Origin of the sequence: Streptacidiphilus sp. MAP12-20, from assembly GCF_041262525.1 — a bacterium.
Lineage (GTDB): Bacteria > Actinomycetota > Actinomycetes > Streptomycetales > Streptomycetaceae > Streptacidiphilus.
On the sequence record NZ_JBGCCK010000020.1, the window covers coordinates 1 to 23823 of the forward strand.

The 23823-nt window shown below is 70.4% G+C and carries 26 protein-coding genes; 10 read left to right on the forward strand and 16 right to left on the reverse strand.

Features of this window, described 5'->3' with window-relative positions; genetic code table 11:
• From ABIA32_RS24700 to ABIA32_RS24735, 8 genes are all read right to left on the reverse strand, one after another.
• Positions 1–1989: PAS domain-containing protein (locus tag ABIA32_RS24700; protein WP_370099477.1), on the reverse strand; the 1989-nt coding region annotated here is incomplete at its 3' end.
• 203 nt (positions 1990–2192) lie between these two features.
• A complete protein-coding gene (locus tag ABIA32_RS24705) occupies positions 2193–2633 on the reverse strand; it encodes a (deoxy)nucleoside triphosphate pyrophosphohydrolase (RefSeq protein WP_370099480.1) in 441 nt (146 codons plus the stop codon).
• A 96-nt stretch (positions 2634–2729) separates the two neighbouring features.
• The gene (locus ABIA32_RS24710; protein WP_370099482.1) at positions 2730–3236 is read right to left on the reverse strand and encodes a winged helix-turn-helix domain-containing protein; all 507 of its coding nucleotides are present in this window, start codon (positions 3234–3236) and stop codon (positions 2730–2732) included.
• A gap of 36 nt (positions 3237–3272) precedes the next feature.
• Positions 3273–3884, reverse strand: coding sequence for a hypothetical protein (locus ABIA32_RS24715; RefSeq protein ID WP_370099484.1), 612 nt, complete (start codon positions 3882–3884; stop codon positions 3273–3275).
• 1 nt (position 3885) lies between these two features.
• A complete protein-coding gene (locus ABIA32_RS24720; protein ID WP_370099487.1) occupies positions 3886–4458 on the reverse strand; it encodes an RNA polymerase sigma factor in 573 nt (190 codons plus the stop codon).
• Positions 4459–4551: 93 nt separating this feature from the next.
• Positions 4552–4755, reverse strand: a complete 204-nt coding sequence (locus tag ABIA32_RS24725; protein ID WP_370099489.1) for an SPOR domain-containing protein — start codon at positions 4753–4755, stop codon at positions 4552–4554.
• Complete coding sequence (locus ABIA32_RS24730) at positions 4752–5195, reverse strand: RpiB/LacA/LacB family sugar-phosphate isomerase (RefSeq protein WP_370099492.1); 444 nt, start codon at positions 5193–5195, stop codon at positions 4752–4754. Before ABIA32_RS24730 ends, ABIA32_RS24725 begins: the two co-directional genes overlap by 4 nt.
• 41 nt (positions 5196–5236) lie before the next feature.
• A complete protein-coding gene (locus ABIA32_RS24735) occupies positions 5237–5701 on the reverse strand; it encodes a nuclear transport factor 2 family protein (RefSeq protein WP_370099495.1) in 465 nt (154 codons plus the stop codon).
• Between the two features lie 122 nt (positions 5702–5823).
• Between ABIA32_RS24735 and ABIA32_RS24740 the strand changes: the two genes are divergently transcribed.
• Positions 5824–6438, forward strand: a complete 615-nt coding sequence (locus tag ABIA32_RS24740) for a TetR/AcrR family transcriptional regulator (protein ID WP_370099498.1) — start codon at positions 5824–5826, stop codon at positions 6436–6438.
• Positions 6439–6489: 51 nt separating this feature from the next.
• Entirely contained in the window at positions 6490–6939 is a 450-nt protein-coding gene (locus tag ABIA32_RS24745; protein ID WP_370099501.1) for an SRPBCC family protein, read from the forward strand.
• A 64-nt stretch (positions 6940–7003) separates the two neighbouring features.
• On the opposite strand, the gene ychF is transcribed toward ABIA32_RS24745, so the two are convergent.
• Positions 7004–8077 (reverse strand): redox-regulated ATPase YchF, encoded by a 1074-nt coding sequence (gene ychF / locus ABIA32_RS24750; RefSeq protein WP_370099503.1) that lies wholly within the window; start codon positions 8075–8077, stop codon positions 7004–7006.
• Positions 8078–8229: 152 nt separating this feature from the next.
• Here ychF and ABIA32_RS24755 point away from each other — a divergent pair, with 152 nt between their 5' ends.
• The gene (locus ABIA32_RS24755) at positions 8230–8733 is read left to right on the forward strand and encodes a DUF6542 domain-containing protein (protein ID WP_370099506.1); all 504 of its coding nucleotides are present in this window, start codon (positions 8230–8232) and stop codon (positions 8731–8733) included.
• 52 nt (positions 8734–8785) lie between these two features.
• Here the strand turns inward: ABIA32_RS24755 and ppgK are convergent, their stop codons facing one another.
• Complete coding sequence (gene ppgK, locus ABIA32_RS24760; RefSeq protein WP_370099509.1) at positions 8786–9532, reverse strand: polyphosphate--glucose phosphotransferase; 747 nt, start codon at positions 9530–9532, stop codon at positions 8786–8788.
• A 37-nt stretch (positions 9533–9569) separates the two neighbouring features.
• Positions 9570–10559: a 4-hydroxy-3-methylbut-2-enyl diphosphate reductase gene (locus ABIA32_RS24765; RefSeq protein WP_370099512.1), complete on the reverse strand. Its 990-nt coding sequence runs from the start codon at positions 10557–10559 to the stop codon at positions 9570–9572.
• A gap of 103 nt (positions 10560–10662) precedes the next feature.
• Here ABIA32_RS24765 and ABIA32_RS24770 point away from each other — a divergent pair, with 103 nt between their 5' ends.
• Together ABIA32_RS24770 and xseA are read left to right on the forward strand one after the other, a co-directional pair.
• On the forward strand, positions 10663–12042 hold the full coding sequence (locus ABIA32_RS24770; protein ID WP_370099515.1) for an APC family permease: 1380 nt from the start codon (positions 10663–10665) through the stop codon (positions 12040–12042).
• Positions 12043–12190: 148 nt separating this feature from the next.
• Positions 12191–13405, forward strand: coding sequence for an exodeoxyribonuclease VII large subunit (xseA, locus tag ABIA32_RS24775; protein ID WP_370099518.1), 1215 nt, complete (start codon positions 12191–12193; stop codon positions 13403–13405).
• Between the two features lie 76 nt (positions 13406–13481).
• Here xseA and ABIA32_RS24780 read toward each other — a convergent pair whose 3' ends face one another.
• Positions 13482–13976, reverse strand: a complete 495-nt coding sequence (locus tag ABIA32_RS24780; RefSeq protein WP_370099522.1) for a GNAT family N-acetyltransferase — start codon at positions 13974–13976, stop codon at positions 13482–13484.
• A 58-nt stretch (positions 13977–14034) separates the two neighbouring features.
• On the opposite strand from ABIA32_RS24780, the gene ABIA32_RS24785 reads away from it, so the two are divergent.
• Entirely contained in the window at positions 14035–14307 is a 273-nt protein-coding gene (locus ABIA32_RS24785; RefSeq protein WP_370099525.1) for an exodeoxyribonuclease VII small subunit, read from the forward strand.
• A gap of 116 nt (positions 14308–14423) precedes the next feature.
• Positions 14424–15026, forward strand: coding sequence for a malonic semialdehyde reductase (locus ABIA32_RS24790; protein WP_370099528.1), 603 nt, complete (start codon positions 14424–14426; stop codon positions 15024–15026).
• Positions 15027–15118: 92 nt separating this feature from the next.
• Here ABIA32_RS24790 and ABIA32_RS24795 read toward each other — a convergent pair whose 3' ends face one another.
• Positions 15119–15661 carry a DUF4245 domain-containing protein gene (locus ABIA32_RS24795; protein ID WP_370099531.1) on the reverse strand — a complete coding sequence of 181 codons (543 nt, stop codon included), beginning with the start codon at positions 15659–15661 and terminating at the stop codon, positions 15119–15121.
• Between the two features lie 152 nt (positions 15662–15813).
• Between ABIA32_RS24795 and glpX the strand changes: the two genes are divergently transcribed.
• Positions 15814–16854, forward strand: a complete 1041-nt coding sequence (gene glpX / locus ABIA32_RS24800) for a class II fructose-bisphosphatase (RefSeq protein ID WP_370099533.1) — start codon at positions 15814–15816, stop codon at positions 16852–16854.
• A 144-nt stretch (positions 16855–16998) separates the two neighbouring features.
• Here glpX and ABIA32_RS24805 read toward each other — a convergent pair whose 3' ends face one another.
• On the reverse strand, positions 16999–17358 hold the full coding sequence (locus ABIA32_RS24805; RefSeq protein ID WP_370099536.1) for a WhiB family transcriptional regulator: 360 nt from the start codon (positions 17356–17358) through the stop codon (positions 16999–17001).
• Between the two features lie 204 nt (positions 17359–17562).
• Entirely contained in the window at positions 17563–18303 is a 741-nt protein-coding gene (locus tag ABIA32_RS24810; RefSeq protein WP_370099539.1) for a DUF1707 domain-containing protein, read from the reverse strand.
• A gap of 196 nt (positions 18304–18499) precedes the next feature.
• On the opposite strand from ABIA32_RS24810, the gene ABIA32_RS24815 reads away from it, so the two are divergent.
• Both ABIA32_RS24815 and ABIA32_RS24820 read left to right on the forward strand, forming a co-directional pair.
• On the forward strand, positions 18500–20158 hold the full coding sequence (locus ABIA32_RS24815; RefSeq protein ID WP_370099541.1) for a fumarate hydratase: 1659 nt from the start codon (positions 18500–18502) through the stop codon (positions 20156–20158).
• Positions 20159–20323: 165 nt separating this feature from the next.
• Entirely contained in the window at positions 20324–21751 is a 1428-nt protein-coding gene (locus tag ABIA32_RS24820) for a class II fumarate hydratase (RefSeq protein ID WP_370099836.1), read from the forward strand.
• A gap of 7 nt (positions 21752–21758) precedes the next feature.
• Here ABIA32_RS24820 and ABIA32_RS24825 read toward each other — a convergent pair whose 3' ends face one another.
• On the reverse strand, positions 21759–23789 hold the full coding sequence (locus ABIA32_RS24825) for a glycosyl hydrolase family 18 protein (protein ID WP_370099544.1): 2031 nt from the start codon (positions 23787–23789) through the stop codon (positions 21759–21761).
• Positions 23790–23823: the final 34 nt, after the last annotated feature.

The following is a 23823-nucleotide window of genomic DNA, read 5'->3' on the forward strand; positions in this document are numbered from 1 at the left end:
GGAGGCGGACTCGCTGCCCGAGGCGCCAAAGGCACCCGCCGCGCTCGGGCCAGCCTCCCGGCCCGGGCCCGCGATGCCGAGCCCCTCAGACGCTCGCCCCGGGACCGCACCACCCGCGACAGCTCCGGAACCCGCGGTGCCCGGAGTGGGCGTAGCGTCCGGGCCGTTCGCCGGGCCGGGGGTGATCAGGAGGGGCTCGGTGTGGCCGGCCTTGGAGAGGAGGAGTTTGCGGGTCGCCGGGTCGTAGACGGCGTAGACGCAGGTGGCGATCAGGGCCTCCTCGGGGCCCTGGGCGAGGTCGTCCGCGAGGTCGTGGACGTGCTGCAGCAGGCGGTCCGGCGGGAGGTCGAGTCCGGCCAGCGTGCGGACCGCCGTGCGCAGCCGACCCATCGTCGCCGCGGCGCGCAGGCCGTGGCCCATCACGTCGCCGACCACCAGCGCGGTGCGGCCGTTCGGCAGCGGGATGACGTCGAACCAGTCGCCGCCGACCTCCGTGCCGCTGCTGCCGGGGACGTACCGGTAGCCGACCTCCATGCCCGGCGGCTGCGCCACCGTCTGCGGCAGCAGACTGCGTTGCAGCATCAGCGCCGCCGCGCGCTCACGGGCGTACAGCCGGGCGTTGTCGAGCGAGGCCCCGGCGCGGTCGGCCAGCTCGGTCGCGAAGGCGACGTCGTCGTGGTCGAAGCCCTCGCGGCGGCCTGCCCGGTCCAGGACCAGCAGCCCGAGCACGATGCCGCGGGCCCGCAACGGCACCGCCAGCACCGAGTGCACGCCCAGCCGGTAGGCCGCGCGCACGCGTGGGTCTCCTTCGCCGCTGATATCGTCCAACTGCGTCGCCGCGTCGAGCGACTGCGGAAGCCCAGTACGCAGCACCCGGCCGAACATCGACTCCTCGGTCATGCTGATCCGCGCGCCCGGCGTCTGCATCGCCTCGGCGTCCGGGCCGGGATTGATGGCCGCGGTGGCGGCCATGATCAGCGGCGTCAGCCGCGTGTGCGGATGGCGCGGCAGTTCCGCGCCGTCGAGGACGGCCTCCAGCAGCGCGACCCCTGAGTGGTCGGCCAGGCGCGGCACGATCGCGTCGGCGAGCTCCTGGGCGATCAGCTCGCCGTCCAGCAGGTCGCCGATCCGGCTGCCGACCTCGTTGAGCAGGGCGAGGCGCTGGCGGGCGCGCTCCACCTTGGCGACGGCGCGGTAGCGGTCCGTCACGTCCATGATCATGCCGGTCAGCCCGAGGATGCGGCCGGCTCTGTCGTGCAGCCGGGAGTAGGAGGCGGAGCGGTAGCCGGGCTCGGCGGGGTTCGCACTGGTGATGGTCAGGTCGATCACCGGCTCGCCGGTGGCCAGGACCTGCCGCTGGATCGCCATCACCTCGTCGGCTGCCAGCTCAGGCAGCGCCTCCCCCGCGGTCCGGCCGAGGTGGGCGTCGACGGACAGGCCGTTCATCCGGGCCAGGGTCTCGTTGATCCGCACGTAGCGCAGGTCCCGGTCGAAGATCGCCAGCCCGAGCGGCGACTGCTCGAACAGGGCGTCCTGGATCGCGAGGTCCTGCTCGACGTCGACCAGTGCGGCGGCGTCGGCCAGCCGGCACAGGAGGTAGGGGACACCGTCGCCGTTCTCCAGGAGGGAGAGCCGCGCCTCGAGCCGGACGCCGTGCCCGTCCCGGTGCCGCAGCAGGGCGATTCCGCCCCAGGGCTCGCCGTCGCGCAGGACGCCGGCGATGGCCTCGCGGGCCGCCTTGATCATCTCGGGGTCGTCCCCCAACAGCGCGTCCAGCCCGCGGCCCACCAGGGTGTCGCTCGGCCAGCCGAGCAGTTCCTCGGCCGCCTGGCTCCAGAGCATCACGCGTCCCTGCTCGTCCAGGAGTGCGATCGCGACACGTACGACGTCGAGCAGACTTCCGCCCCGGCGCTCGGTCGCCTCCTCGAGCTCGGGCCCGACGGCGAGCGGATCGGGGAACCTCTCCGTCCGCTGACTGCGCGACGCCATCCCGCCTGCGGCCGGTCCTCTGACGCCAACCGTCGTCGGCCTCCGCCGCAGGCGCGCACGCGCGTCAGCTTGCCTCACGTCTCCCCAGTCCCGGCCACCTGCTCGGGAAGGCGGCCGGATACTGACATACCCACCTAAACCTCGGCGTACCCCGCCGTTCGGGTCATCTTCGCCATTTGCAGATGATCATCCGGACGAGCGGATCAGGGCGTGGACGCGGGCGGCGCGAGCGGCACGGGCGGCGTGAGCAGCGCGGCGACGTGGGGAAGCGCGAAGCGGTCCTGGGTCAGCCAGTCGACGGAGTACAGGTCGGCGCGGGCCAGCCAGCGGAGCTCGTCATGATCCTGGAGCGGGTGCGGTTCGCCGGCGAGCAGGTCGGCGGACCAGATGTGCAGCTCCAGACCGTCCCTGACCTCCCACGCGCCGGGCAGCCGGTCCCGGGCCCGCGCCTCGACGCCCAACTCCTCCCGGAGCTCGCGCTCCAGCGCGGCCGGCACCGTCTCGCCCGGCTCGACCTTCCCGCCGGGGAACTCCCAGCGCCCGGCCAACGCCGCAGGCGCCGACCTGCGCGCGGCGAGCACCAGCCCGTCGCGCAACAGCGCCGCGCCGACAACGACGCGCTTGATCCGACTCGACTCGCTCACGTCCGCCGAGCCTACGTCCTGGTGGTCGCTCTGCGGTCGCTCTGCGGTCGCTCTGTCGTCGTTCCGGTGATCGTCCTGGGTCCCGTCCGACCATGCCTAGCGGTCCCACTCCCCCGGCGGGACGTAGCGGTAGCCGGCGCTGCGGACCGTTTCGACGGATGCGCGATAGGTGGGACCGAGCTTGCGGCGCAGCCGGGCCACCAGGACGTCGACGGAGCGGCCGGACCCGATCGGGTCGAAGTCCCAGACCTTGGTGATCAGCCGGGCGCGGCTCTGTACTTGGCGCGGATGTGCCATCAGATGCGAGAGCAGCTGGTACTCCAGGAAGGTCAACGGCTGCGCCCGGCCGTCCAGCACGACCGTGCGGTGGTCTGGGTCGAGCCGCAGGCCGGCCGTGGGACGCAGCGGTCCCGGCTGTGGGGGGCCGGCCTGAGGGGTGGTCAGCGCAAGACCGGTGAGCTCCGAGAGCCCGGTGCCACGGGACGCGTCGCCGAGGCCGACGAGTTCGCCGGCCCGCAGCCTCGCCAGCAACTCGTCGGAAAACTGGTCCGCGGAGACCAGCAGCAGAATGCCGATCATCGCCGGCTGCTCAGACGTTGCCATGCTGCCTCGCTTCCTGACCACGGGCGGCCGGCAGGCTCAGTTGCCCTGACCGTTCCCGCCTGCGCTGCCGTTCCCCTGTCCGCTGCTGTTCCCGTTCCCGTTGCCCCCGCCGTTCCCATTGCCCTTGCCGAGCGCCTTGCCATGGCCCTTCGCACGGCCGTTGCTGTTGCTGCCGTTTCCGCCGCCACTGCTGCTGCTCGTGCCGACCGTGGTCGGGGTCGAGTCGGGCGTGGCCGAGGCAGGAGGGGTCGGACCCGGCTGTCCCCCCGGAAGCTGCGGCTGGGCCGCATCCGGCGTCGGCTGCGGCGAGGCGCCGGTGCGGGTGGGCACGCCTGGTGAACCCGACTGCGGGCCCACCACCGAGACCCCTGGCGCCGGCGCGGACCCGCCGCCGAGATCGGACCCGAACAGCGCGACCCCCGCGGCGATCCCGCCGACCGCGACCGACGCCAGCGTCACTCGCAGCCATCGCCGGGACGCCTTCCCTGTGAACGCCGCTCTCGCGTGAACACCCCCGTGAACACGGCGGAACGCGGCGAGCGCGTCGTCCTCGCCACCCCACTCGCTCTCGTGCGCGGGCGCGCGGGCGGCGGCGAGCAGCCGTGCCACGCCCGCGTCGCTTTCCCTGGAACCCCTGGCGTCGTCCATGTCACTCTCTTTCAGCGCCGCAGGCCCGAAAAGTGTCACTCCCGGACTCAGCGAGCAGGTCGGCGAGCCGACGCAGGCCGCGGTGGGCGGCCGTGCGAACGGCGCCGGGGCGCTTGCCGAGCACCTGCGCGGCGTGCCGGGCATCGAGCCCGAGGACCACGCGGAGGTAGACGGCCTCGGCCTGGTCGGCGGGCAGCGCGGCGATCAGCTCCAGTGCGGAGACGGTGGCCAGCGCGTCCAGCGCGGAGGCGGCGGTGTCGTCAGGTCCGGGGCGCTGCAGTAGCGACTCGGGTACGGCCACGGACAGCGGGCGGCGGCGCGCGCCGCGCAGGTGGTCGAGGGCGCGATGCCGGGCGATGGTCAGGCACCACGCCCGCAGGCCGTCGCCGTCGCCTCGGAACCGCGCCAGATCTCTGACGATCTGCAGCCAGGCCTCGGAGGCGACGTCCTCGGCGTCCTCACCGACGAGTACCCGCAGGTAGCGAAGCAGCGCGGGGTGGACGGCCCGGTAGAGGGCGCGAAAGGCTTCCTCGTCGCCGAGTCGGGCGTCGTCGAGAGCCGCAGCAAGATCCAAGGCGCCTCACAGTTCCCCCCAAGGGCCGACCGCTCCCCCGGCCCACGGTCACAGCTACCCGCAATTCTGCTGATCAGGCATCAGATCAGGATGCTAGCCCAGCTCTTCCGGCGGCTCCACCCGTTGCACAGGTTCGGTCCGCGCGACCCAGTACAGCTGCTTGTGCCCCCGCCCTTCGAATTCGGCGGCGGCGGCCTCCGCCTCGGCGCGATCCCCGTATCGGGCGACCTCGTAGCGATTACCGTTGTCATCCTGGCGCATCAGCGTCCAGGTCGCGGCTCGCCCGGCGCCTGTCATCCGAGGCCGATCCGGCCCAGGTGGCGGATGTTCTCCTGGTCTCCCGGCTCCTGGCTGGGCGTGCCGTCGAACCACGCGTCGAGGATCTCGGCGAGCAGGGCAGGCGAGGTCAGCCGCAGGCTCAAGGCCAGCACATTCGCGTCGTTCCAGCGGCGGGCGCCGGCGGCTGTGTACGCGTCGGCGCAGAGTGCGGCCCGGATGCCGGGCAGCTTGTTGGCGGCGATGGACGCGCCGGTTCCGGTCCAGCAGCAGACGACGGCCTGATCGGCGCGCCCGTCGACGACGTCGCGCGCCGCCCTCTCGGAGCAGTAGGCCCAGTCGTCCTTCTCATCGGGCTGCAGCACCCCATGGGAGATGACCGAGTGCCCTCTGCGTCGCAGCTCTGTGACCAGCTGTCGGGCGACACCCTCGTCCATGTCCGAGGAGACCGAGATCCGCATGGCGAAAGCGTATCGACCGAGCCACGACAATCAAGCCCAGGTCAGTGGTCGGCGACTCCGTCCTGACTTTCGTACGCGGCCACGAGGTTGGCCAAGCCGCCGCCGGCTGCGGCGAGGGTGAGGTGGTCGTGAAAGTCGCGGGTGTGCACGATCCGACCGCCACGGACGCGCAGCACCTGGATGTTGGGCGCCTCGAAGGTGCGACCGGTCTCGGGATAGCGGCCCACGTAGTCGAATTCGGCGACGATCACCTCCGGGTCCTCGGTCTGACGCACCGTGACGTTCTTGGCCTGGAGCTCGATCATGTTGCTCCGACCTACTTCAGCGAAGCGCGCCCTGAGCTGCTCGCGGCCCTCGATCCGCTTCGGCGGGAACGGCGAGAAGGGAATCTCGACCACGGCGTCCTCGGCGTAGAGATCGGCGATCTCCTCCCAGCGGCTCGTGGAGATGGCGTCGAGCAGGCGCGCGAAGACCTCGCGCGGCGTGAGCGTTCCGGTTCCGGACATGCTGACCCCCAGTTGGCAGGACGTACTCAGCCAGGGCCGCCTAGAATCGGACTGGCGACTCCGAATACAACGATACGGACTAGCCAGTCCGCTTGTCTATTGATTCCCGGAGGGAAGCGTCCATGCCCACCCGGCCGGCCGAGCAGCCCCCCGCACGACCCCTACGCGCCGACGCACGTCGCAATCGCGCGCGACTGCTGGAGGTCGCCGAGGCGGTGTTCACCGCCCGGGGGACCACGGTGCCCACGGAGGAGATCGCCCGCGAGGCGGGCGTCGGCGTGGGGACCCTGTTCCGCCACTTCCCTACGAAGGAGGCGTTGCTGGAAGCAGTCCTGCTCAGCCGACTGGACCGCCTCGCCGAAGAGGCGACCCGCCTGGCCGCCGACGAGACGCCCGGCGACGCCTTCTTCGCGTTCTTCGCGCAGGTCGTGGACCACTCCTCGACGAAGAACGCCTTCGCCGAAGCCCTGTCCGCCGCCGGCGTCGACGTCCGCCAGGCCACGTCCGACGTCGGCCAGACCCTGCGGAAGGCGCTGGCCTCCCTGCTCGCCGACGCCCAGCGCGCCGGCGCCGTCCGCCCGGATCTCGGCGTGCCGGAGTTGACCGCTCTCCTGGTCGGCACCCATCGCATGATGGAGCACCTCGGCGACGACTCCGCCGCCCGCGAACGCACGTTCGCCGTCGTCTTCGACGGGCTGCGGCCACCCCGGGCCTCGGGCGATCCGAAAGCTTGGTGAGTCGGTCCGCCGGTGGGACGATGAGGGCGAAAGCTCCACGAAGGAGGCAAAATGACCGCCATCAAGGAGAGCGTCGACATCTCGCGTCGCCCAGAAGATGTCTACTCGTACATGACCGACCCCTCCCACCTCACCGAATGGCAGGAGAGCGCCGTCTCCGTCCAGCCCCTCGGCGACGCCACGATGGCCGTGGGCTCCCGGATGCGCGTGGTCCGGCGCGTCGGCCGCCGGGAGTTCCCGATGACGATGGAGGTGACCGAGGTCGACGCTCCGCGCAGTTGGCGCATGCACGGCATCGACGGGCCCGTGCGTGGCAACGTCCTCAGCAGGATCGAACCGCTGGGCAACGGCGACCGCTCGCGCGTGACCATCGACCTCGACTTCGAAGCCCACGGCATGGGCAAACTGCTCGTCCCACTGGTGGTCCGCCCGCACGCACGCAAGGAAATGCCCAAGAACGAGCAGACGCTCAAGCACCTGCTCGAAAGCGGCACCGCATAGCCCCGCCACGCAGAAACGGCCCGACCTGTCGCCAGACAGGCCGGGCCGTCGCGCCGACGAATCGTCACACGTTGAAGCGGAACTCCACCACGTCGCCGTCCTGCATGACGTAGTCCTTGCCCTCGATGCGGGACTTGCCCTTGGCGCGGGCCTCGGGGATGGAGCCGCACTCGACCAGGTCGTCGAAGGAGACGACCTCGGCCTTGATGAAGCCCTTCTGGAAGTCCGTGTGGATCACACCGGCCGCCTCCGGGGCGGTCGCACCCTTCTTGATCGTCCAGGCGCGCACCTCCTTCGGGCCGGCGGTGAGGTAGGTCTGCAGGCCGAGGGTCTCGAAGCCGACGCGGCCGAGGGTGGCCATGCCGGCCTCCTCCTGGCCCATCGACTGGAGCAGCTCCAGCGCGTCGTCCTCGTCCATGCCGATCAGCTCGGACTCGATCTTGGCGTTGAGGAAGATCGCCTCGGCCGGGGCCACCAGCGCGCGCTGGGCGTCCTTGAACTCCTCGTTGGTCAGCTCGTCCTCGTCGACGTTGAACACGTAGAGGAAGGGCTTCACCGTGAGCAGGTGCAGTTCGCGGATGGACTCCTTGTCGAAGCCGACCTCGAACAGGGTCTTGCCCGATTCCAGGACCTTCTGCGCCGCCTCGGCCGCGGCCAGCAGCACGCCCGACTCCTTCTTGAGGCGGGACTCCTTCTGCAGTCGGGGGATCACCTTCTCGATCGTCTGCAGGTCCGCGAGGATCAGCTCGGTGTTGATGGTCTCGATGTCGTCCTTCGGCGAGACCTTGCCGTCCACGTGCACCACGTCCGGGTCCTCGAAGGCCCGGATGACCTGGCAGATCGCGTCCGACTCGCGGATGTTCGCCAGGAACTTGTTGCCCAGGCCCTCGCCCACGCTCGCGCCACGCACGATGCCCGCGATGTCCACGAAGTCGACCGTCGCCGGGAGCAGCCGCTGTGAACCGAAGATCTTGGCCAGCACGGCCAGCCGGGCGTCCGGCACGCCGACCACGCCGACGTTGGGCTCGATGGTGGCGAAGGGGTAGTTGGCCGCGAGCACATCGTTCTTGGTCAGGGCGTTGAAAAGGGTCGACTTGCCGACGTTCGGCAGGCCGACGATTCCGATCGAGAGCGACATGTGGCGGAGTCCCGGGTTCGAGGGGCGGGCGTACAGCCCCCCAGTCTACGGTTCGCCGGGATGCCGCCCGAACGGCTCAATCGCGTGACCGGAACGAAGTCCCGGCGTGTCCGTCCGCTTATGTGGCATTAATCCGACCTTACGTTGGTGTTGTGGAGTACCGAAGCAGCAGCACCCAGCCCGAGCGGGAGCGGAACGTGGCCCTGCCGAAGCCTGCGCGCTCCCCCGAGGCCGCGGCTCGCGCGGCCCGTTCCCAGGCCGGCACCGCCCGGACCCCGCAGCGGCTCACCGCTGTGGGCTGCGGCCTGCTCGTCCTGCTCGGCGTGCTGGCAGGCGGCGGCCTGGACAAGCTGATGTTCGACAGCTCCGGCGTGCTGCTGGGCCTGGCCTACCTCGCGGTCTGCTTCCGGGCCTCGGTGCGGGTACGGTCCTCGGATCTGGCCGCGGCGCCGATCAGCGGGCCCATCTGCTTCGCTCTGGCGCTGCTGTTGTTCGGCAAGAACGCGGGGCCGGGCTGGGGCGGCCACCTGATCGGCCTGGCCGAATCGCTCGCCCTGGACGCGGGCTGGCTCTTCGCCGGCACGGCGCTCAGCGTCACGATCGCGCTCGCCCGCCACTTCTCGCTGGCACACGCGCGTCGCAAGGCGGCTTCGTAGGCAACCGGCCAGGTTGCACCATCTGGGGGCGCGAGGCCCTGACGAAAGCCGCTTACGCGGCCAGCTTGGACGCCTGCATCGCGGCACCGATGATGCCGGCGTCGTTCTGGAGCTGAGCCGGGACGATCTCCGCCCGCAGGGGCTTCAGCAGCGGCAGGAACTTGTCCGCCTTCCGGCTGACGCCGCCGCCGATGATGATCAGCTTTGGCGAGAACAGCATCTCCACCATGCCGAAGTAATCGTCCAGCCTCTCGGCCCACTCCGGCCAGGCCCAGCCGTGCTTGTCACGCGCCGCCGAGCTCGCGTGCCGCTCCGCGTCCTTGCCGTGCAGTTCCAGATGCCCCAGCTCGGTGTTGGGCACCAGCTCGCCGTCGACGAAGAGCGCGCTGCCGATGCCCGTGCCGAGCGTCAGCATCAGCACCACACCGTCGCGCCCGCGGCCCGCGCCGTAGCGGATCTCGGCCAGGCCGGCCGCGTCCGCGTCGTTCACGACGGCGACCGGGCGGCCGCCCAGCGCCTCGCTGAACAGCGAGGCCGCGTCCGCGCCGATCCAGCCCTTGTCGACGTTGGCCGCCGTCAGCGTGCGCCCGTCGACGACGACGCCGGGGAAGGTGAGCCCGACCGGCCCGCTCCAGTCGAAGTGGGTCACGACCTCGCGGACCGTCTCGACCACCGCCTTGGGCTCGGAGGGCTGAGGGGTGAGCACCTTGAACCGCTCACTCGCCAGCTCACCGCGGTCGAGATCCGCGGGAGCGCCCTTGATGCCGGAACCGCCGATGTCCACTCCGAAGACATTCACGCGCTCCACGCTACGACGGGCGCCCGCGGCGCGCCCGCTACTCGGGCAGACTGCCAGAGGTCGCGTCCAGCTCCGCGCGCAGGTCGCGGCGCAGCTCCTTGGGGAGCGAGAACTGGAGGTGCTCCTCCACCGAGCGGATCTGCTCGACGTCGCCGAAGCCGCGCTCGGCCAGCCACTCCAGCACGCCCTTGACCAGGATCTCCGGCACCGACGCGCCGCTGGTGACGCCAATCGTGGCGACACCCTCCAGCCAGGACTCGTCGATCTCGTCGGCGAAGTCGATCAGGTGGGCGTCCTTGGCACCGGCCTCCAGCGAGACCTCGACCAGGCGGACCGAGTTGGAGGAGTTCTTCGAGCCGACCACGATGACCAGGTCCGACTCGGCCGCGATCTGCTTGATGATCACCTGGCGGTTCTGCGTCGCGTAGCAGATGTCGTCGCTCGGCGGGCTGGTCAGCAGCGGGAAGCGCTCCTTGAGGGCGTCGACCGTGGCCATGGTCTCGTCGACCGAAAGAGTGGTCTGCGAGAGCCAGACGACCTTGGACTCGTCCCGGACCTTGACCTTCGCCACGTCCTCGGCGCCATCCACCAGGTGCGTGCGCTCCGGCGCCTCGCCCATGGTGCCGATGACCTCTTCGTGGCCCTCGTGGCCGATGAGCAGGATGTCGAAGTCCTCCTCGGCGAAGCGCACGGCCTCCTTGTGGACCTTGGTCACCAGCGGGCAGGTCGCGTCGATCGTCGCGAGCTTGCCGGCCTTCGCCTCGTCGTGGACCGACGGGGCGACGCCGTGCGCGGAGAAGACGACGATGTTTCCCTCCGGCACCTCCTCCGTCTCGTCGACGAAGATCGCGCCCTGCTTCTCCAGCGTCTGCACCACGTACTTGTTGTGGACGATCTCCTTGCGCACGTAGATCGGCGACCCGTACTGCTCAAGGGCCTTCTCCACGGCGATGACGGCGCGGTCGACACCCGCGCAGTAGCCGCGCGGAGCGGCGAGCAGGACACGGCGTGCAGCGGTAGCAGACATGTGCCCCAGCCTACCGTCCGACCTCGCTCCGATCATGGGCCGGCCGCAGGCGCACCGGCGCGCCCGACGGCGTGCGGTGGCGGGACTCCCTGATGATCGGTCCATGGAAGCAGTTCCGCCGCCCGCCCCCGGTTCGCCGGTCGAGGTCGCCGACGACCTCTCCACGCTCCGCCGCAGCCTCGGTTTTCGCGAGCTCGTGGTCTTCGGGATGCTCTTCATCGCGCCGATGGCCCCGGTGGGGATCTTCGGCGTGCTGGACGCCAAGAGCCACGGAGCCGTGGCGACGGTTTACATCGTCGCCACCGTGGCGATGGCGTTCACAGCCTTCTCCTACGCGCAGATGCTGCGCGTGGTACCGCAGGCGGGCTCTGTGTACGCGTACGCGCGGGCCGGGCTCGGCGAGGGGCCCGGCTTCATCGCCGGATGGATGGCGATGCTGGACTACCTGCTGATTCCCGCCGTGGCCTACGTCTTCTCCGGTATCGCGCTGCACTCGCTCGTCCCCGGCGTCGGCCAGTGGGTGTGGACGGCGATCGCCGTCGTCGTGACCACCGGGCTGAACCTCGCCGGAGTGCGGCTGGCCGCACAGGTCGGCCTGTTGGTGCTGGCCTTCGAGCTGCTGGTGCTGGTGATCTTCATTGCCGTCGCCGTCGAGGCGCTGGCGACCGGCACCGGTCACCAGCCACTGCTCTCGCCGTTCACGGGAATCGGCGGCTTCTCGCTCGCCGCGGTGATGTCGGCGGTGTCGGTCGCCGTTCTCTCCTTTCTCGGCTTCGACGCGATCGCGTCCTTCGCCGAGGAGCACGAGGGGCCTTCGGCGCGGGTGGGCAAGGCCGTGCTCTTCTGCCTGGCGCTCGCCGGCGTCCTCTTCGTCGCGCAGTCCTACCTGGCCGGCGTGCTGGCTCCGGATTCGCCGCAGTACCTGGCGGCGCACCCGGAGGCGCAGGGCAGCGCCTTCTACGACACCGTCGAATCAGCGCTTGGCCACTGGCTGCACGTGCTGGTCGCGGTCAGCAAGGCGATCGGCGCGGCGTTCGCGGCGCTGGCCGGGCAGGCGGCGGCAGGCCGGCTGATCTTCGCGATGGCGCGCGACGGCCGATTGCCCCGTCCGCTCTCCAGGGTCGACGCCCGTACCGGTGTGCCGCGCGGCGCCCTGCTGGTGGCAGCGACGATCACGCTGATCGCGGCGGTCTGGTCGGCGTCGCGCTCGGACGGTCTCGACCAGCTGACCTCCGTCGTGAACTTCGGCGCGCTCACCGCGTTCCTGCTCCTGCACGCGTCCGTCGTCGGCTGGTACCGATTCCGGCACGGCAGCCCGCTGTGGTTCCAGCACCAGGTGGTGCCGGTGCTGGGCGGGGTCGTGATCGTCTGGGTGCTGATCGCGGCGACGCACACGGCGCAGATCGTCGGCGCGGTCTGGCTGGCCTCCGGGCTGACGGTGCTCTTCCTCCAAGGCCGCCTGCGGCGACCGGCCGCGAGCTGAGTACCGATTGCTGACCCGTAAGGCGCGCCGGCGGACCGGGCCGTGGGCTGGACCGGCGAGGGTGTCGCGAAAACAGTCGCCGAACCAGGGCTGACGCTGCGTCGGTTTCGTTCCGCGCCTTGTCGGTGCCTGGCCGTAGGCTCGGGGCATGGCTCTCGACACCTCCCCCGACGCCCCGATCCCGGTCAGCCGCGTCTCCCAGCTGATCGGCGGCTGGATCAGCCGTCTCGGCGCAGTATGGGTCGAGGGCCAGATCACCGAGCTGAACCCCCGCCCGGGCGCGGGCGTGGTCTTTCTGACCCTGCGTGACCCCTCGGAGAACGTCTCGATCTCCGTCACGTGCTACCGCTCGGTCTTCGACCCGGTGGCCGGCCTGGTGCAGCAGGGCTCGCGCATCGTCGTCCAGGCCAAGCCCGAGTGGTACGCCCCGCGCGGCACGCTCTCGCTGCGCGCGGCCGAGATCCGCCTCGTCGGGCTGGGCGATCTGCTCGCCCGGCTGGAGCTGCTCAAGCGCAGCCTCGCGGCGGAGGGCCTGTTCGCCGCCGAGCGGAAACGGCCCCTGCCCTTTCTGCCGCAGTGCATCGGGCTGGTGACCGGCAGGGCGAGCGCGGCCGAGCGCGACGTGCTGCAGAACGCCCGCCGACGCTGGCCTGCGGTCCGCTTCGAGGTGCGCAACGTGCCGGTGCAGGGCGTCTACGCGGTGCCCGAGGTGATCGGCGCGATCAAGGAGCTGGACGCCCACCCTGATGTCGACGTCATCATCGTCGCGCGCGGCGGCGGCAGCGTGGAGGATCTGCTGCCCTTCTCCGACGAGGCGCTGATCCGCGCGGTGGCCGAAACCCGCACGCCGCTCGTCAGCGCGATCGGGCACGAGCCCGATCAGCCCCTGCTGGACTTCGTCGCGGACCTGCGCGCCTCGACGCCGACCGATGCGGCCAAGCGCGTCGTCCCCGACGTCCGGGAGGAGCTCGCCCGCGTGCACGCGCTGCGCGACCGGGCGCGGCGGACGATAGAGGGCCGCCTGCACCGAGAGGAGGCGGGCCTGGCGAGCGTCCGCAGCCGCCCGGTGATGTCGACGCCGCACCGCCTGGTCGACGATCGCGCGGCGGAGGTCCGGTCGCTGGTCGAACGCTCCCGACGCACGCTCGGGCACCGACTGGACCGCGCCGCAAGCGAGCTGCACCACACGCTGGCGCGGGTCGTCGCGCTCTCGCCCGCGGCGACGCTGCAGCGTGGCTACGCGGTGCTGCAGCGCACCGAGGACGGCGCGGTGGTCCGCGCGGCGGACGAGGTCACGGCCGGCGAGACCCTGCGCGCCCGGGTGGCGGAGGGCGCGTTCACGGTGACCGTCGCGGAGGGCTGAGCCGGTGGTTGAGAGCCGGTGAGTTCCGAGCCGGTGAGTTGGGAGCCGGCGGGCAGAGCCTGCCTGTGGCCGGGGCTCAGTGCATCGTGGTTCGGGAGAGCGCGACGGAGTGCTCGTGGAATCCGAGGCTGCGGTAGAGGTCCTGGCCGAGCTCGCTGGCGTGGAGGTCGAGTCGGGTGGCTCCCTTGGCGTCGAACCAGGCGAGCAGGGCCTCCGTGCAGGCGCGGGCGTAGCCGCGGCGGCGCCGGTCGGGGTCGGTGCAGATGTTGAAGATGAAGCCGAAGAGGCCGTCGGGGTGCCCCGGTGCCGGCAGGCGCAGCTCCAGGGTGCCGACGGCGCAGGCCGCGAGCCGTCCCGGCCGCTCCTCGTCGTCCACGACGAAGATGCCGAAGACGGGACTCCCGTCACCCCCTTCGGCGAGGCTCTTCCGCAGGATGCTCTCGGCGAGCGGCTTCCAGTCACCCGGTGCGTCCGGGTCCAGCATGCCGCCCTGCATGGAGGCGAACATCACCTCACGGAGGCGGACCAACTCGGGGGCGTCGTCGGGCACTGCTGCGCGTACGGAGATCATGGCGCGGACGATAGCCGCGCCCTCACGGAATGTCAGTCCGGTTTCATAAGCTGGGCACATGGCGAAGCAGGCAAAGCAGGGGCTCCCGGCGGACGGCGCGGCGGACGGCGCAGCCGAGGACGCGCTGGGCTACGAGCAGGCTCGGGACGAGCTGCTCGATGTCGTGCGCAGGCTCGAGACCGGGGGCGGCACGCTGGAGGAGTCGCTGGCCCTCTGGGAGCGGGGCGAGCAGCTCGCCAAGGTGTGCGAGCGCTGGCTCGACGGCGCTCGGGCCCGGCTGGACGCGGCGCTGTCCGAGGGCGAGGAGCCGGAGGCGCGCGAGGAGGCGTGAAACAAGTCACTTCTTCAACATCTGCTTTGGCATTAGTTGAAGCATCACCTATGTTGGATTCCGAAGGCGGCGCCCCCGAGCCGCCTTCATCCCGGATCTCTCCAGAGGTGTGAACCATGACCGCCGACGTCCTCGCTCTCGACCCCGCCGCCCAGGACCTGCTCTTCCGTGACGCCCGCACGGCGAACACGTTCACGGACGAGCCGGTGACCGACGAGCAGATCCAGGCGATCTACGACCTGGTCAAGTACGCGCCGACCTCGCTGAACATGCAGCCGCTGCGCATCGTCCTGGTCCGCTCCGCTGAGGCCCGCGAGCGTCTGGTCTCGCACATGTCGGACGGCAACAAGGACAAGACCGCCAACGCCCCGCTGGTCGCCATCCTGGCCACCGACCACGAGTTCCACGAGGAGCTGCCCGCGCAGTTCCCGCACTTCCCGCAGGCCAAGGACGCGTTCTTCAGCGAGCGCCCGGTTCGCGAGGCGGCGGGATCCTTCAACTCCGCGCTCCAGATCGGTTACTTCATCATCGGTGTCCGCGCCGCCGGTCTGGCCGCCGGCCCGATGACGGGCTTCGACGCCGAGGCGATCAACAAGGAGTTCTTCACCGACGGCGAGCACTCCGTGCTGGCGGTTGTGAACATCGGCAAGCCGGGCGAGAACGCCTGGTTCCCGCGCAGCCCGCGCCTCGCCTACGACGAGGTCGTCACCACCGTCTGACCGGACGGCCCCAACACCAGGAAGGCCCCGACCGCGCACCGCCCGGTCGGGGCCTTCCCGTGTCCGCCGACGGAGCCGCCGACCGACCTGTCTCAGTGATCGGTGAGCGTCGCGGCGAACTCGCCGAGCTTGGCGAAGCCCTCGGTGCCGAAGACGACCGTCGTGCCCTTCGCGCCCTTCAGCACCAGCGCCTGATAGCGACTGCCCTGGTACTGGGTCCAGGCGACGCCGTTGACCTGCGTCGTCGCGGCCTGCTTGACGCCGTCGATGGTCGCATCGCGGATGAACGCGTCTGCGGCACCGCTGCTCTGCTTGAGCGCGACGTACTGCTTGTCCGGGTCGATGAACCCCAGGGTCCAGACCGCGTCCTTCGGACCGTCGTAGCTCACCGCCGTCGCGTTCCAGCCGGACGGCAGGCCCTGCGGCGCGAGCAGCGGGTACGGCGCTGCCCGGCGGGCCGACAGGACAGAGTCCTGGTAGGGAACGGCATGCACGCCGTCGCCGCCGCTGTGCGGGATGAAGAAGTAGATGACTATCCCCGCCGCCAGCACCGCGGCCAGCGAGAGCACCATGTCGCGCACGGATTTTGCGGCCATCCCCGGCCGCTTGCGTACTGTCACGTTCTCGGTTGCCACCCCACCATGGTGACCCATCACTCCCGGCCACCCCGCCACCGGGTCCCCCACAGCGGGGCACGTGCCCGGCGCCACAGACATTTTCCCAGGTCGAAGATACGATCGCAGCACCCTCATTCCGGCCGTCGGCGTACAGAGAGGTACGAAATTCGATGACCGACCAGCACCAGCACCGTCTGCCCTCGTCTCTGGAGGTCGCCCCAGAGGCGCCTGATCGCAACCTTGCCCTCGAACTTGTGCGCGTGACCGAGGCCGCCGCCATGGCCGCCGGTCGCTGGGTCGGCAAGGGCGACAAGAACGGAGCGGACGGCGCGGCCGTCCGCGCCATGCGCACGCTCGTTCACACCGTCTCGATGAACGGCATCGTCGTCATCGGTGAAGGTGAGAAGGACGAGGCCCCGATGCTCTTCAACGGCGAGCGGATCGGCGACGGCACCGGTGCGGAGTGCGACGTCGCCGTGGACCCGATCGACGGCACCACGCTGACGGCCAAGGGCATGCCCAATGCCGTAGCGGTGCTCGCGGTGGCGGACCGCGGCACGATGTTCGACCCGAGCGCGGTCTTCTACATGGACAAGCTCGTCGCGGGCCCGGAAGCGGCGGGCCTCGTCGACATCAACGCCCCGGTCGCCCACAACGTGCAGGCGGTCGCCCGTGCGAAGGGGATAGGGCCGGAGGACGTCACGGTCGTCCTGCTCGACCGCCCCCGCCACGAGAAGCTGGCTCAGGAGATCCGTGCCGCCGGCGCGCGGATCAAGTTCATCACCGACGGCGACGTCGCGGGCGCGATCATGGCGGTCCGCGAGGGCACCGGCGTCGACCTGCTGCTCGGCATCGGCGGCACGCCTGAGGGCATCATCGCGGCGTGCGCGATCAAGTGTCTGGGCGGCGTGATCCAGGGCAAGCTCTGGCCGAAGGACGAGGCCGAGCGGATCAAGGCCCTCGAGGCCGGTCACGACCTGGACCGCGTGCTGCTGACCGACGACCTGGTCAGCGGCGAGAACGTGTTCTTCGTGGCGACCGGCATCACCGACGGCGAGCTGCTGCGCGGGGTTCACTACCGCCAGGAGACGGCGACGACAAGCTCGCTGGTCATGCGCTCGAAGAGCGGGACGATCCGACAGATCGACAGCGTGCACAAGCTGTCGAAGCTCCGCGCTTACAGCGCGGTGGACTTCGACCGGGCCAACTGACCTGGGGAAGTTGCAACACCTCAGGGGCGCGGGGAACTGCGCGAGCAACCACCCACTACGGATGGCCCTGCTCGCTCAGCGACACACCACACAGGGTGGCTTGTCGCGCAGATCCCCGCGCCCCTGAGGTGCAACTGACCGGCGTCAGCCGGCTATGCGGAGGTCCTGGTCGTGACGGCGACGGCGGGCGAGGACGACGCGGCGCTCCGCCGCGGTCAGGCCACCCCACACTCCGTAGGGCTCGGGCATGATCAACGCGTGCTCGCGGCACTCCAGCAGCACTGGGCAGCGCGCGCAGACGCGCTTCGCTTGTTCCTCGCGGGCGAGCCGCGCAGCGGTCGGCTCCTTGGAGGGGGCGAAGAAAAGCCCCGCCTCGTCACGCCGGCACGCGGCACCCGTGTGCCAGGGGTTGTCCTCCGCGTCCGGGCCGCGCTGCGCGGGCACTGCACTCCCCGCGACGCGGGGGCGGAAGACATCCTGACTGGCTTCGATCGGATGCAGCACGGCGCACTCCTGACGACGGGCCGGGGGAGGGTACACGCTCACTCGCGGCAACTCCGCGGCGAGTCGATGTGAACCGGGATCTACCCCGCCTCAAGCCGATTCATGCACACGGCACACAATCCGATCGCCGGATCGTCATACCTCAACTCCCTTGACGCAACGTCAGATCTCGTGCACCGGCACGCTGCGACAGCAGGCTCCGGGTCAGTCGAGAGATGCGCGGTCCGGCGCGCCGTCCAGCCTGCCGCGGCGTTGGCTGGCGGAGACGCCGCCGAAGATGGCCTTGCCACGCACGGTGACGACCGGGCCGGACGGGTCGGTGCCCGGCGACTCGGCCACGTCGAAGCCACCGAAGATGCCCGCTCCGCCACCGCGCAGGCCGACCGTCTCCGGGACCTTGATGTCAATGCCGCCGAAGACCGCACGGCACTCGATGATCAGTTCCGGGCCGTCGAAGACCGCGTCGGTGAGATCGATCTCGACGCCGCCGAAGACCGCGTGCGCCTTGAGCCACCGACCGGCACGGAAGCGCCCCTTGCGCTGCGCCCCGCCGAAGATCGCCACGAGCTCGTTGGAGTCAGGGGTGACGTAGCCCTCCCCCGCCGGGCCTGCGGCCGCGGCAGGCGCGGGGCGCGGCGGGGTGCCGGCCGCTGCGGGGAGGTCCTTGGTGAGCGGGGCCAGCTCGCCCATCGTCTTGGCCGCGTAGGCGGCGTCCAGGCGCTGCCCGTGCTCCTCGACGTCGAGGCGGCCCTCCGCGTAGGCGTCGCGCAGCGCCTCGGCGACGCGCTCGCGGTCGGCGTCCGAGGCGCGCAGCTCGTCGGAGGGATCCGCATAGGGCTTCTGCAGCGAGGGCGACTGCGCCGGCTGGGCCGTCTGCGGCAGACGGTCCGGCTCGGGCGACGGCGACGACTGCGACTGCGACTGCGACGACGAGGAGTTGTCCACAGGCTGAGAATAGTCAGCCCGCCCGCGCGCGGACCAGAGATCCGCCGGCCCGGAGATCCCCCGACCACGGGCCGGGGTGCCGGTGATCTGTGATCCCCGGCACCCTCGCCCGCACCGCCGACCGGTCCCGCGACGGCGGTCGATACCCTGGAAGGCGCGCCGACGACGACGCCCGACCGTGAAGGACTGCCCGCTGATGCCCGAGTTCGCCTACACCGATCTGTTGCCGCTGGGGTCGGACGAGACCCCGTACCGGCTCATCACCGCCGAGGGCGTCAGCACCTTCGAGGCGAACGGCCGGACCTTCCTCCAGGTCGAGCCCGAGGCCCTGCGGCTGCTGGCCGCCGAGGCCATGCACGACATCTCGCACTACCTCCGCCCGGCCCACCTGGCCCAGCTCCGCCGGATCCTGGACGACCCCGAGGCCAGCCCGAACGACAAGTTCGTCGCACTCGACCTGCTCAAGAACGCGAACATCGCGGCCGCCGGCGTGCTGCCCATGTGCCAGGACACCGGCACCGCGATCGTCATGGGCAAGCGCGGCCAGTCCGTGCTGACCTCCGGCCGCGACGAGGAGGCCCTGTCCCGCGGAGTCTACGACGCGTACACCAAGCTCAACCTGCGCTACTCGCAGATGGCCCCGCTGACCATGTGGGACGAGAAGAACACCGGCTCCAACCTGCCCGCGCAGATCGAGCTCTACGCGACCGACGGCGACGCGTACAAGTTCCTCTTCATGGCCAAGGGCGGCGGCTCGGCCAACAAGTCCTACCTGTTCCAGGAGACCAAGGCAGTCCTGAACGAGGCCTCGATGTTGGCCTTCCTTGAGCAGAAGATCCGCTCCCTCGGCACGGCCGCGTGCCCGCCGTACCACCTGGCCATCGTCGTCGGCGGCACCAGCGCCGAGTATGCGCTGAAGACCGCGAAGTACGCCTCCGCCCACTACCTGGACAGCCTGCCCACCGAGGGCTCCCCCAGCGGCCATGGCTTCCGGGACGTCGAGCTGGAGCGACAGGTCTTCGAACTCACCCAGAAGCTCGGCATCGGCGCGCAGTTCGGCGGCAAGTACTTCTGCCACGACGTGCGGGTGGTCCGGCTGCCGCGCCACGGCGCGTCCCTTCCCGTGGCGATCGCCGTCTCCTGCTCCGCCGATCGCCAGGCGCTGGCCAAGATCACACCCGAGGGCGTCTTCCTGGAGCAGTTGGAGCGCGACCCGGCCCGCTTCCTGCCGGACACCACGCACGAGCACCTCAGTGACAACGTCGTCCGCGTCGACCTCAACCAGCCGATGGCCGACATCCGCGCCGAGCTGAGCAAGCACCCGGTCAAGACCCGCCTCTCCCTCACCGGCACGCTGGTCGTGGCCCGCGACATCGCGCACGCCAAGATCAAGGAGCGGCTGGACGCGGGCGACGGCATGCCGCAGTACCTCAAGGACCATCCGGTCTACTACGCGGGCCCGGCCAAGACCCCCGAGGGCTACGCCTCCGGCTCCTTCGGCCCGACCACGGCCGGCCGGATGGACTCCTACGTGGACCAGTTCCAGGCGGCCGGCGGCTCGATGGTGATGCTGGCGAAGGGCAACCGCTCGCAGCAGGTCACCGACGCCTGCGGCAAGCACGGCGGCTTCTACCTCGGCTCGATCGGCGGCCCGGCGGCGCGGCTGGCCCAGGACTGCATCAAGAAGGTCGAGGTGCTGGAGTACGCCGAGCTGGGCATGGAGGCGGTCTGGCGGATCGAGGTCGAGGACTTCCCTGCATTCATCGTCGTGGACGACAAGGGGAACGACTTCTTCGTCGACCCGGGCCCGGTCCAGCCGCTGATCACGAACATCCCGGTCGGCCCGAGGGCCTGAGTTCAGAACTGAACGGCTGTGAACGCCGGTGGCCTCCGATTCCCTCGTGAACGGAGGCCACCGGCGTCTCCCCCAGAGAGTTCCGTCGGCGTGTCAGACCCCGGGAACGCCGGGAACAGACGGTGCGGCTGCGACGCTGATCAAGACATGGACGCTGAGCGGGACATGGCCGGTCGGGACAGTGACGTGCGAGACGATGTGAACACCCGGATCGAGCACGACTCGATGGGCGAGGTCCGTGTGCCCGCCGCCGCCAAGTGGGGCGCACAGACACAGCGCGCGGTGGAGAACTTCCCCATCTCCGGGCAGCGACTCGAGCGCGCACACATCGCCGCGCTGGCGCGGATCAAGGCGGCTGCCGCCAAGGTCAACGCGAAGCTCGGCGTGCTGGATGCGGAGACCGCCGGCGCGATCCGGGCCGCTGCGGCGGAGGTCGCCGAGGGGCGCTGGGACGACGAGTTCCCCATCGACGTCTTCCAGACCGGCTCCGGCACCTCGTCGAACATGAACACGAACGAGGTCATCGCGACGTTGGCCGGCGAGCGTCTCGGCCGTCCCGTGCATCCCAACGACCAGGTGAACGCGAGCCAGTCGTCCAACGACGTGTTTCCCAGCTCGATCCACATCGCGGCCACCGCCGCGGTCACGCACGACCTGATCCCGGCGCTGAACCACCTCGCGGACGCGCTCGCGCGCAAGTCGGAGGAGTTCGCGACCGTCGTGAAGTCCGGCCGCACCCACCTGATGGACGCCACGCCGGTCACCCTCGGCCAGGAGTTCGGCGGGTACGCCGCCCAGATGCGTTACGGCGTCAAGCGGCTGCGCGCGGTCCTGCCGCGCGTCGCCGAGCTGCCGCTGGGCGGCACGGCCGTCGGCACTGGTATCAACACCCCGCCCGGCTTCTCCGCCGCCGTGATCGCCGAGGTTGCCCGGACCACCGGGCTGCCGCTGACCGAGGCGCGCGACCACTTCGAGGCGCAGGGCGCCCGCGACGCGCTCGTGGAGCTGAGCGGACAGCTGCGCACGATCGCCGTCAGCTTCACCAAGATCGCGAACGATCTGCGCTGGATGGGGTCAGGGCCGCGCACCGGGCTCGGCGAGATCAACCTGCCCGACCTCCAGCCCGGCTCCTCGATCATGCCGGGCAAAGTGAATCCGGTGATCCCCGAGGCCACACTGATGGTCGCTGCGCAGGTGGCCGGCAACGACGCGACGGTCGCGATCGCCGGCGCCAGCGGGAGCTTCGAACTCAACGTGATGCTGCCGGTGATCGCCAGGAACGTGCTGGAGTCGGTCCGGCTGCTCTCCTCCGTGGCCCGGCTGCTGGCCGACCGGACGGTGGACGGCATCACCGCCAACGCGGACCGGCTGCGCGAGTACGCGGAGTCCTCCCCCGCGATCGTCACGCCGCTCAACCGCTTCCTCGGCTACGAGGAGGCGGCGAAGATCGCCAAGCAGGCCCTGGCGGAGCGGAAGACGATCCGCCAGGTCGTGCTGGAGCGCGGACACGTCGAGTCGGGGCGGATCACCGAGCAGCAGCTGGACGAAGTCCTGGACGTGCTGCGGATGACCCGCCCCGAGGGCTCGGCCTAGGGGCGCACTAGCTGACGGCGAAGTCGTCGGCGTTGACGTCGCCCTGGGCGTACCAGCCGTGGACGAAGACGGTCACCGTCCCGCTGGCGCCGGTCGTGAACGGCACGGTCAGCTTGTTCCAACTGGTCGAGCTGGACCAGGTGCTGGCCGAGGCACCGCCGTTCACACCGATGTAGGCGTACGGGCCCTGCACCCAGCCGGTGAGCGTGTAGCTGTGGTTGGGCAACAGGGTGACCGTCTGGTCGCACTCTCCGGTGGTGCCGCTGCTGGGCACGATGAGCGCCGCGTAGCTACCGGAGTGGACCGGGCTGCTGACGACCGCGCTGCCGCTCTGGCAGGTCCACGGGCTCAGGCTGCCGCTCTCGAAACCGCCGTTGGCCAGGGCCGACGAGCCGGACGGGCTGGACGAGGGTGAGCTCGACGGGCTGCTCGACGGCGACGACGAGGGCGAGCCCGACGGAGACGAGGACGGCGAGGCCGACGGCGAGCCCGACGGGCTGGACGACGGCGAGCCGGACCCACTCGCACTCGCGCTGGGGCTCGTCGACGGCGCCGGGCAACTGCCCGCCGAGCCGTTGATGTCGTTGACCGCGGCGTTGAACAGCGTCGTCGCCGGATCCAGGTCGTAGAGCGAGAACATCATGAAGCCGCCCAGACCGTTGCAGTGCGCGTAGTCCGCGCGGACCTGGATCGACTGGCTCGACTCGCCACCGTAGAAGTTGTTGCCGTCGTAGAAGTACGCGGACTGCGTGATCGGATCCCAGTAGGTGTCAGCGGCATTGTTCACGGTGCCGCTGAGCTCCTTGTACATCGCCACCCCAGGGACGTTGCCGGAGAGCGTCTGCCCGGCCGATCCTCCGGTCGCGCTCTGGTAGAGGCCGTGGTTCGTCCCGGCCGGCACGCCGGTCCAGCCGCGGTAGTAGAAGGGGATCCCCAGTGTCAGCTTGTTCGCAGGGAAGCCGCCCGCTATCCCGTACTGCGAGTCGCCGACGGTCCAGGCTCTGACCGCGTTGTCGATGCTGTAGGTCTCGTTGCCGGGCGCGACCTTCCCCTCCGGCGAGTTGGGGTTGGCATAGAGCGGGTCCTGCTCGTCCGTCGGCCCGGTCGCGTTCCAGGCGCCGTACATGTCGTAGGTCATGACGTCGCCGAAGGTGAGGTACTGGGCGATCTGGCCGGTCTGGATCTTGTTGATCTTCTCCTGGCCGGACGGCAGCGCGGCGGAGAGCGCGTAGGTCTTGCCGTCGGCGGCTCCCTGCGCGTTCAGTTCGCTGCGGAACTCACCCAGCAGCGCGGTGTAGTTGGCCGTGTCAGCGGCCGAGTAGTGGTTGCCGAGGTGGCCGCCGCTGGAAGCGGGGTACTCCCAGTCGATGTCGAAGCCGCTGAAGATCCCGGCCGCGGTGCCCGCGCCGCCGTATCCGCCCTGGGAGGGCAGATTGCCCTTGATGAACATGTCGATGCAGGAGGAGACGAACTTCTTGCGGGACGCGTCGGTGGCCGCCACGTCGGAGAAGTACTTCGAGTAGGTCCAGCCGCCGAGCGAGAGCATGATCTTGAGGTTCGGGTGCTTCTTCTTCAGCTCCTGGAGCTGGTGGAAGTTGCCCGCGATGGGCTGGTTCCAGACGTCCGAGGTGCCGTCGACGCTGATGCTGGAGTCGTAGGACTTCTGGTAGTCGGCGAAGGAGTCCCCCGCGCCGTCGCCCGCGTTCGGGTCGTTCTCACCGGCCGGATCGGGGTCGGTGGCCTTGGTCGTCTCAAAACAGGTGAGGTTGGTCGGATCGATGTTCTCGAAGTCGTAGATCAGGTAGTCGAGCTTGCCCGCGAGCCCCTCGGTGTCGAGGTTTTTGGGGTAGAAGGCGTTCTGGTAGATCGACCACTGGTCGTAGTAGGCGACCTTGAGTCCGCCGCTGGTGGCGGCGGCACCTGTCGTATTGCTCGCCGCGGCGGCACCGGCGGTGCCGCCGAGCATGGAGGCGGCCAAGCCGAGCAAGGCTGTGGCCGCCCCCGCGAGCGTGAGTCCGATCCGTCTGGAGCCTGGCATGGTGCAACCTCCGCATGGTCGTGTACCCGACACT

What these genes read in the sequence shown, in the direction of transcription:
- ABIA32_RS24710 (WP_370099482.1), bottom strand. Translation starts at nt 3,236, where the DNA reads ATGGCAACGTCTGAGCAGCCGGCGATGATCGGCATTCTGCTGCTGGTC.
- ABIA32_RS24715 (WP_370099484.1), bottom strand. Translation starts at nt 3,884, where the DNA reads ATGGACGACGCCAGGGGTTCCAGGGAAAGCGACGCGGGCGTGGCACGG.
- ABIA32_RS24725 (WP_370099489.1), bottom strand. Translation starts at nt 4,755, where the DNA reads ATGACAGGCGCCGGGCGAGCCGCGACCTGGACGCTGATGCGCCAGGAT.
- ABIA32_RS24730 (WP_370099492.1), bottom strand. Translation starts at nt 5,195, where the DNA reads ATGCGGATCTCGGTCTCCTCGGACATGGACGAGGGTGTCGCCCGACAG.
- ABIA32_RS24735 (WP_370099495.1), bottom strand. Translation starts at nt 5,701, where the DNA reads ATGTCCGGAACCGGAACGCTCACGCCGCGCGAGGTCTTCGCGCGCCTG.
- ABIA32_RS24740 (WP_370099498.1), top strand. Translation starts at nt 5,824, where the DNA reads ATGCCCACCCGGCCGGCCGAGCAGCCCCCCGCACGACCCCTACGCGCC.
- ABIA32_RS24745 (WP_370099501.1), top strand. Translation starts at nt 6,490, where the DNA reads ATGACCGCCATCAAGGAGAGCGTCGACATCTCGCGTCGCCCAGAAGAT.
- ychF (WP_370099503.1), bottom strand. Translation starts at nt 8,077, where the DNA reads ATGTCGCTCTCGATCGGAATCGTCGGCCTGCCGAACGTCGGCAAGTCG.
- ABIA32_RS24765 (WP_370099512.1), bottom strand. Translation starts at nt 10,559, where the DNA reads ATGTCTGCTACCGCTGCACGCCGTGTCCTGCTCGCCGCTCCGCGCGGC.
- ABIA32_RS24770 (WP_370099515.1), top strand. Translation starts at nt 10,663, where the DNA reads ATGGAAGCAGTTCCGCCGCCCGCCCCCGGTTCGCCGGTCGAGGTCGCC.
- xseA (WP_370099518.1), top strand. Translation starts at nt 12,191, where the DNA reads ATGGCTCTCGACACCTCCCCCGACGCCCCGATCCCGGTCAGCCGCGTC.
- ABIA32_RS24780 (WP_370099522.1), bottom strand. Translation starts at nt 13,976, where the DNA reads ATGATCTCCGTACGCGCAGCAGTGCCCGACGACGCCCCCGAGTTGGTC.
- ABIA32_RS24785 (WP_370099525.1), top strand. Translation starts at nt 14,035, where the DNA reads ATGGCGAAGCAGGCAAAGCAGGGGCTCCCGGCGGACGGCGCGGCGGAC.
- ABIA32_RS24790 (WP_370099528.1), top strand. Translation starts at nt 14,424, where the DNA reads ATGACCGCCGACGTCCTCGCTCTCGACCCCGCCGCCCAGGACCTGCTC.
- glpX (WP_370099533.1), top strand. Translation starts at nt 15,814, where the DNA reads ATGACCGACCAGCACCAGCACCGTCTGCCCTCGTCTCTGGAGGTCGCC.
- ABIA32_RS24815 (WP_370099541.1), top strand. Translation starts at nt 18,500, where the DNA reads ATGCCCGAGTTCGCCTACACCGATCTGTTGCCGCTGGGGTCGGACGAG.
- ABIA32_RS24820 (WP_370099836.1), top strand. Translation starts at nt 20,324, where the DNA reads ATGGCCGGTCGGGACAGTGACGTGCGAGACGATGTGAACACCCGGATC.
- ABIA32_RS24825 (WP_370099544.1), bottom strand. Translation starts at nt 23,789, where the DNA reads ATGCCAGGCTCCAGACGGATCGGACTCACGCTCGCGGGGGCGGCCACA.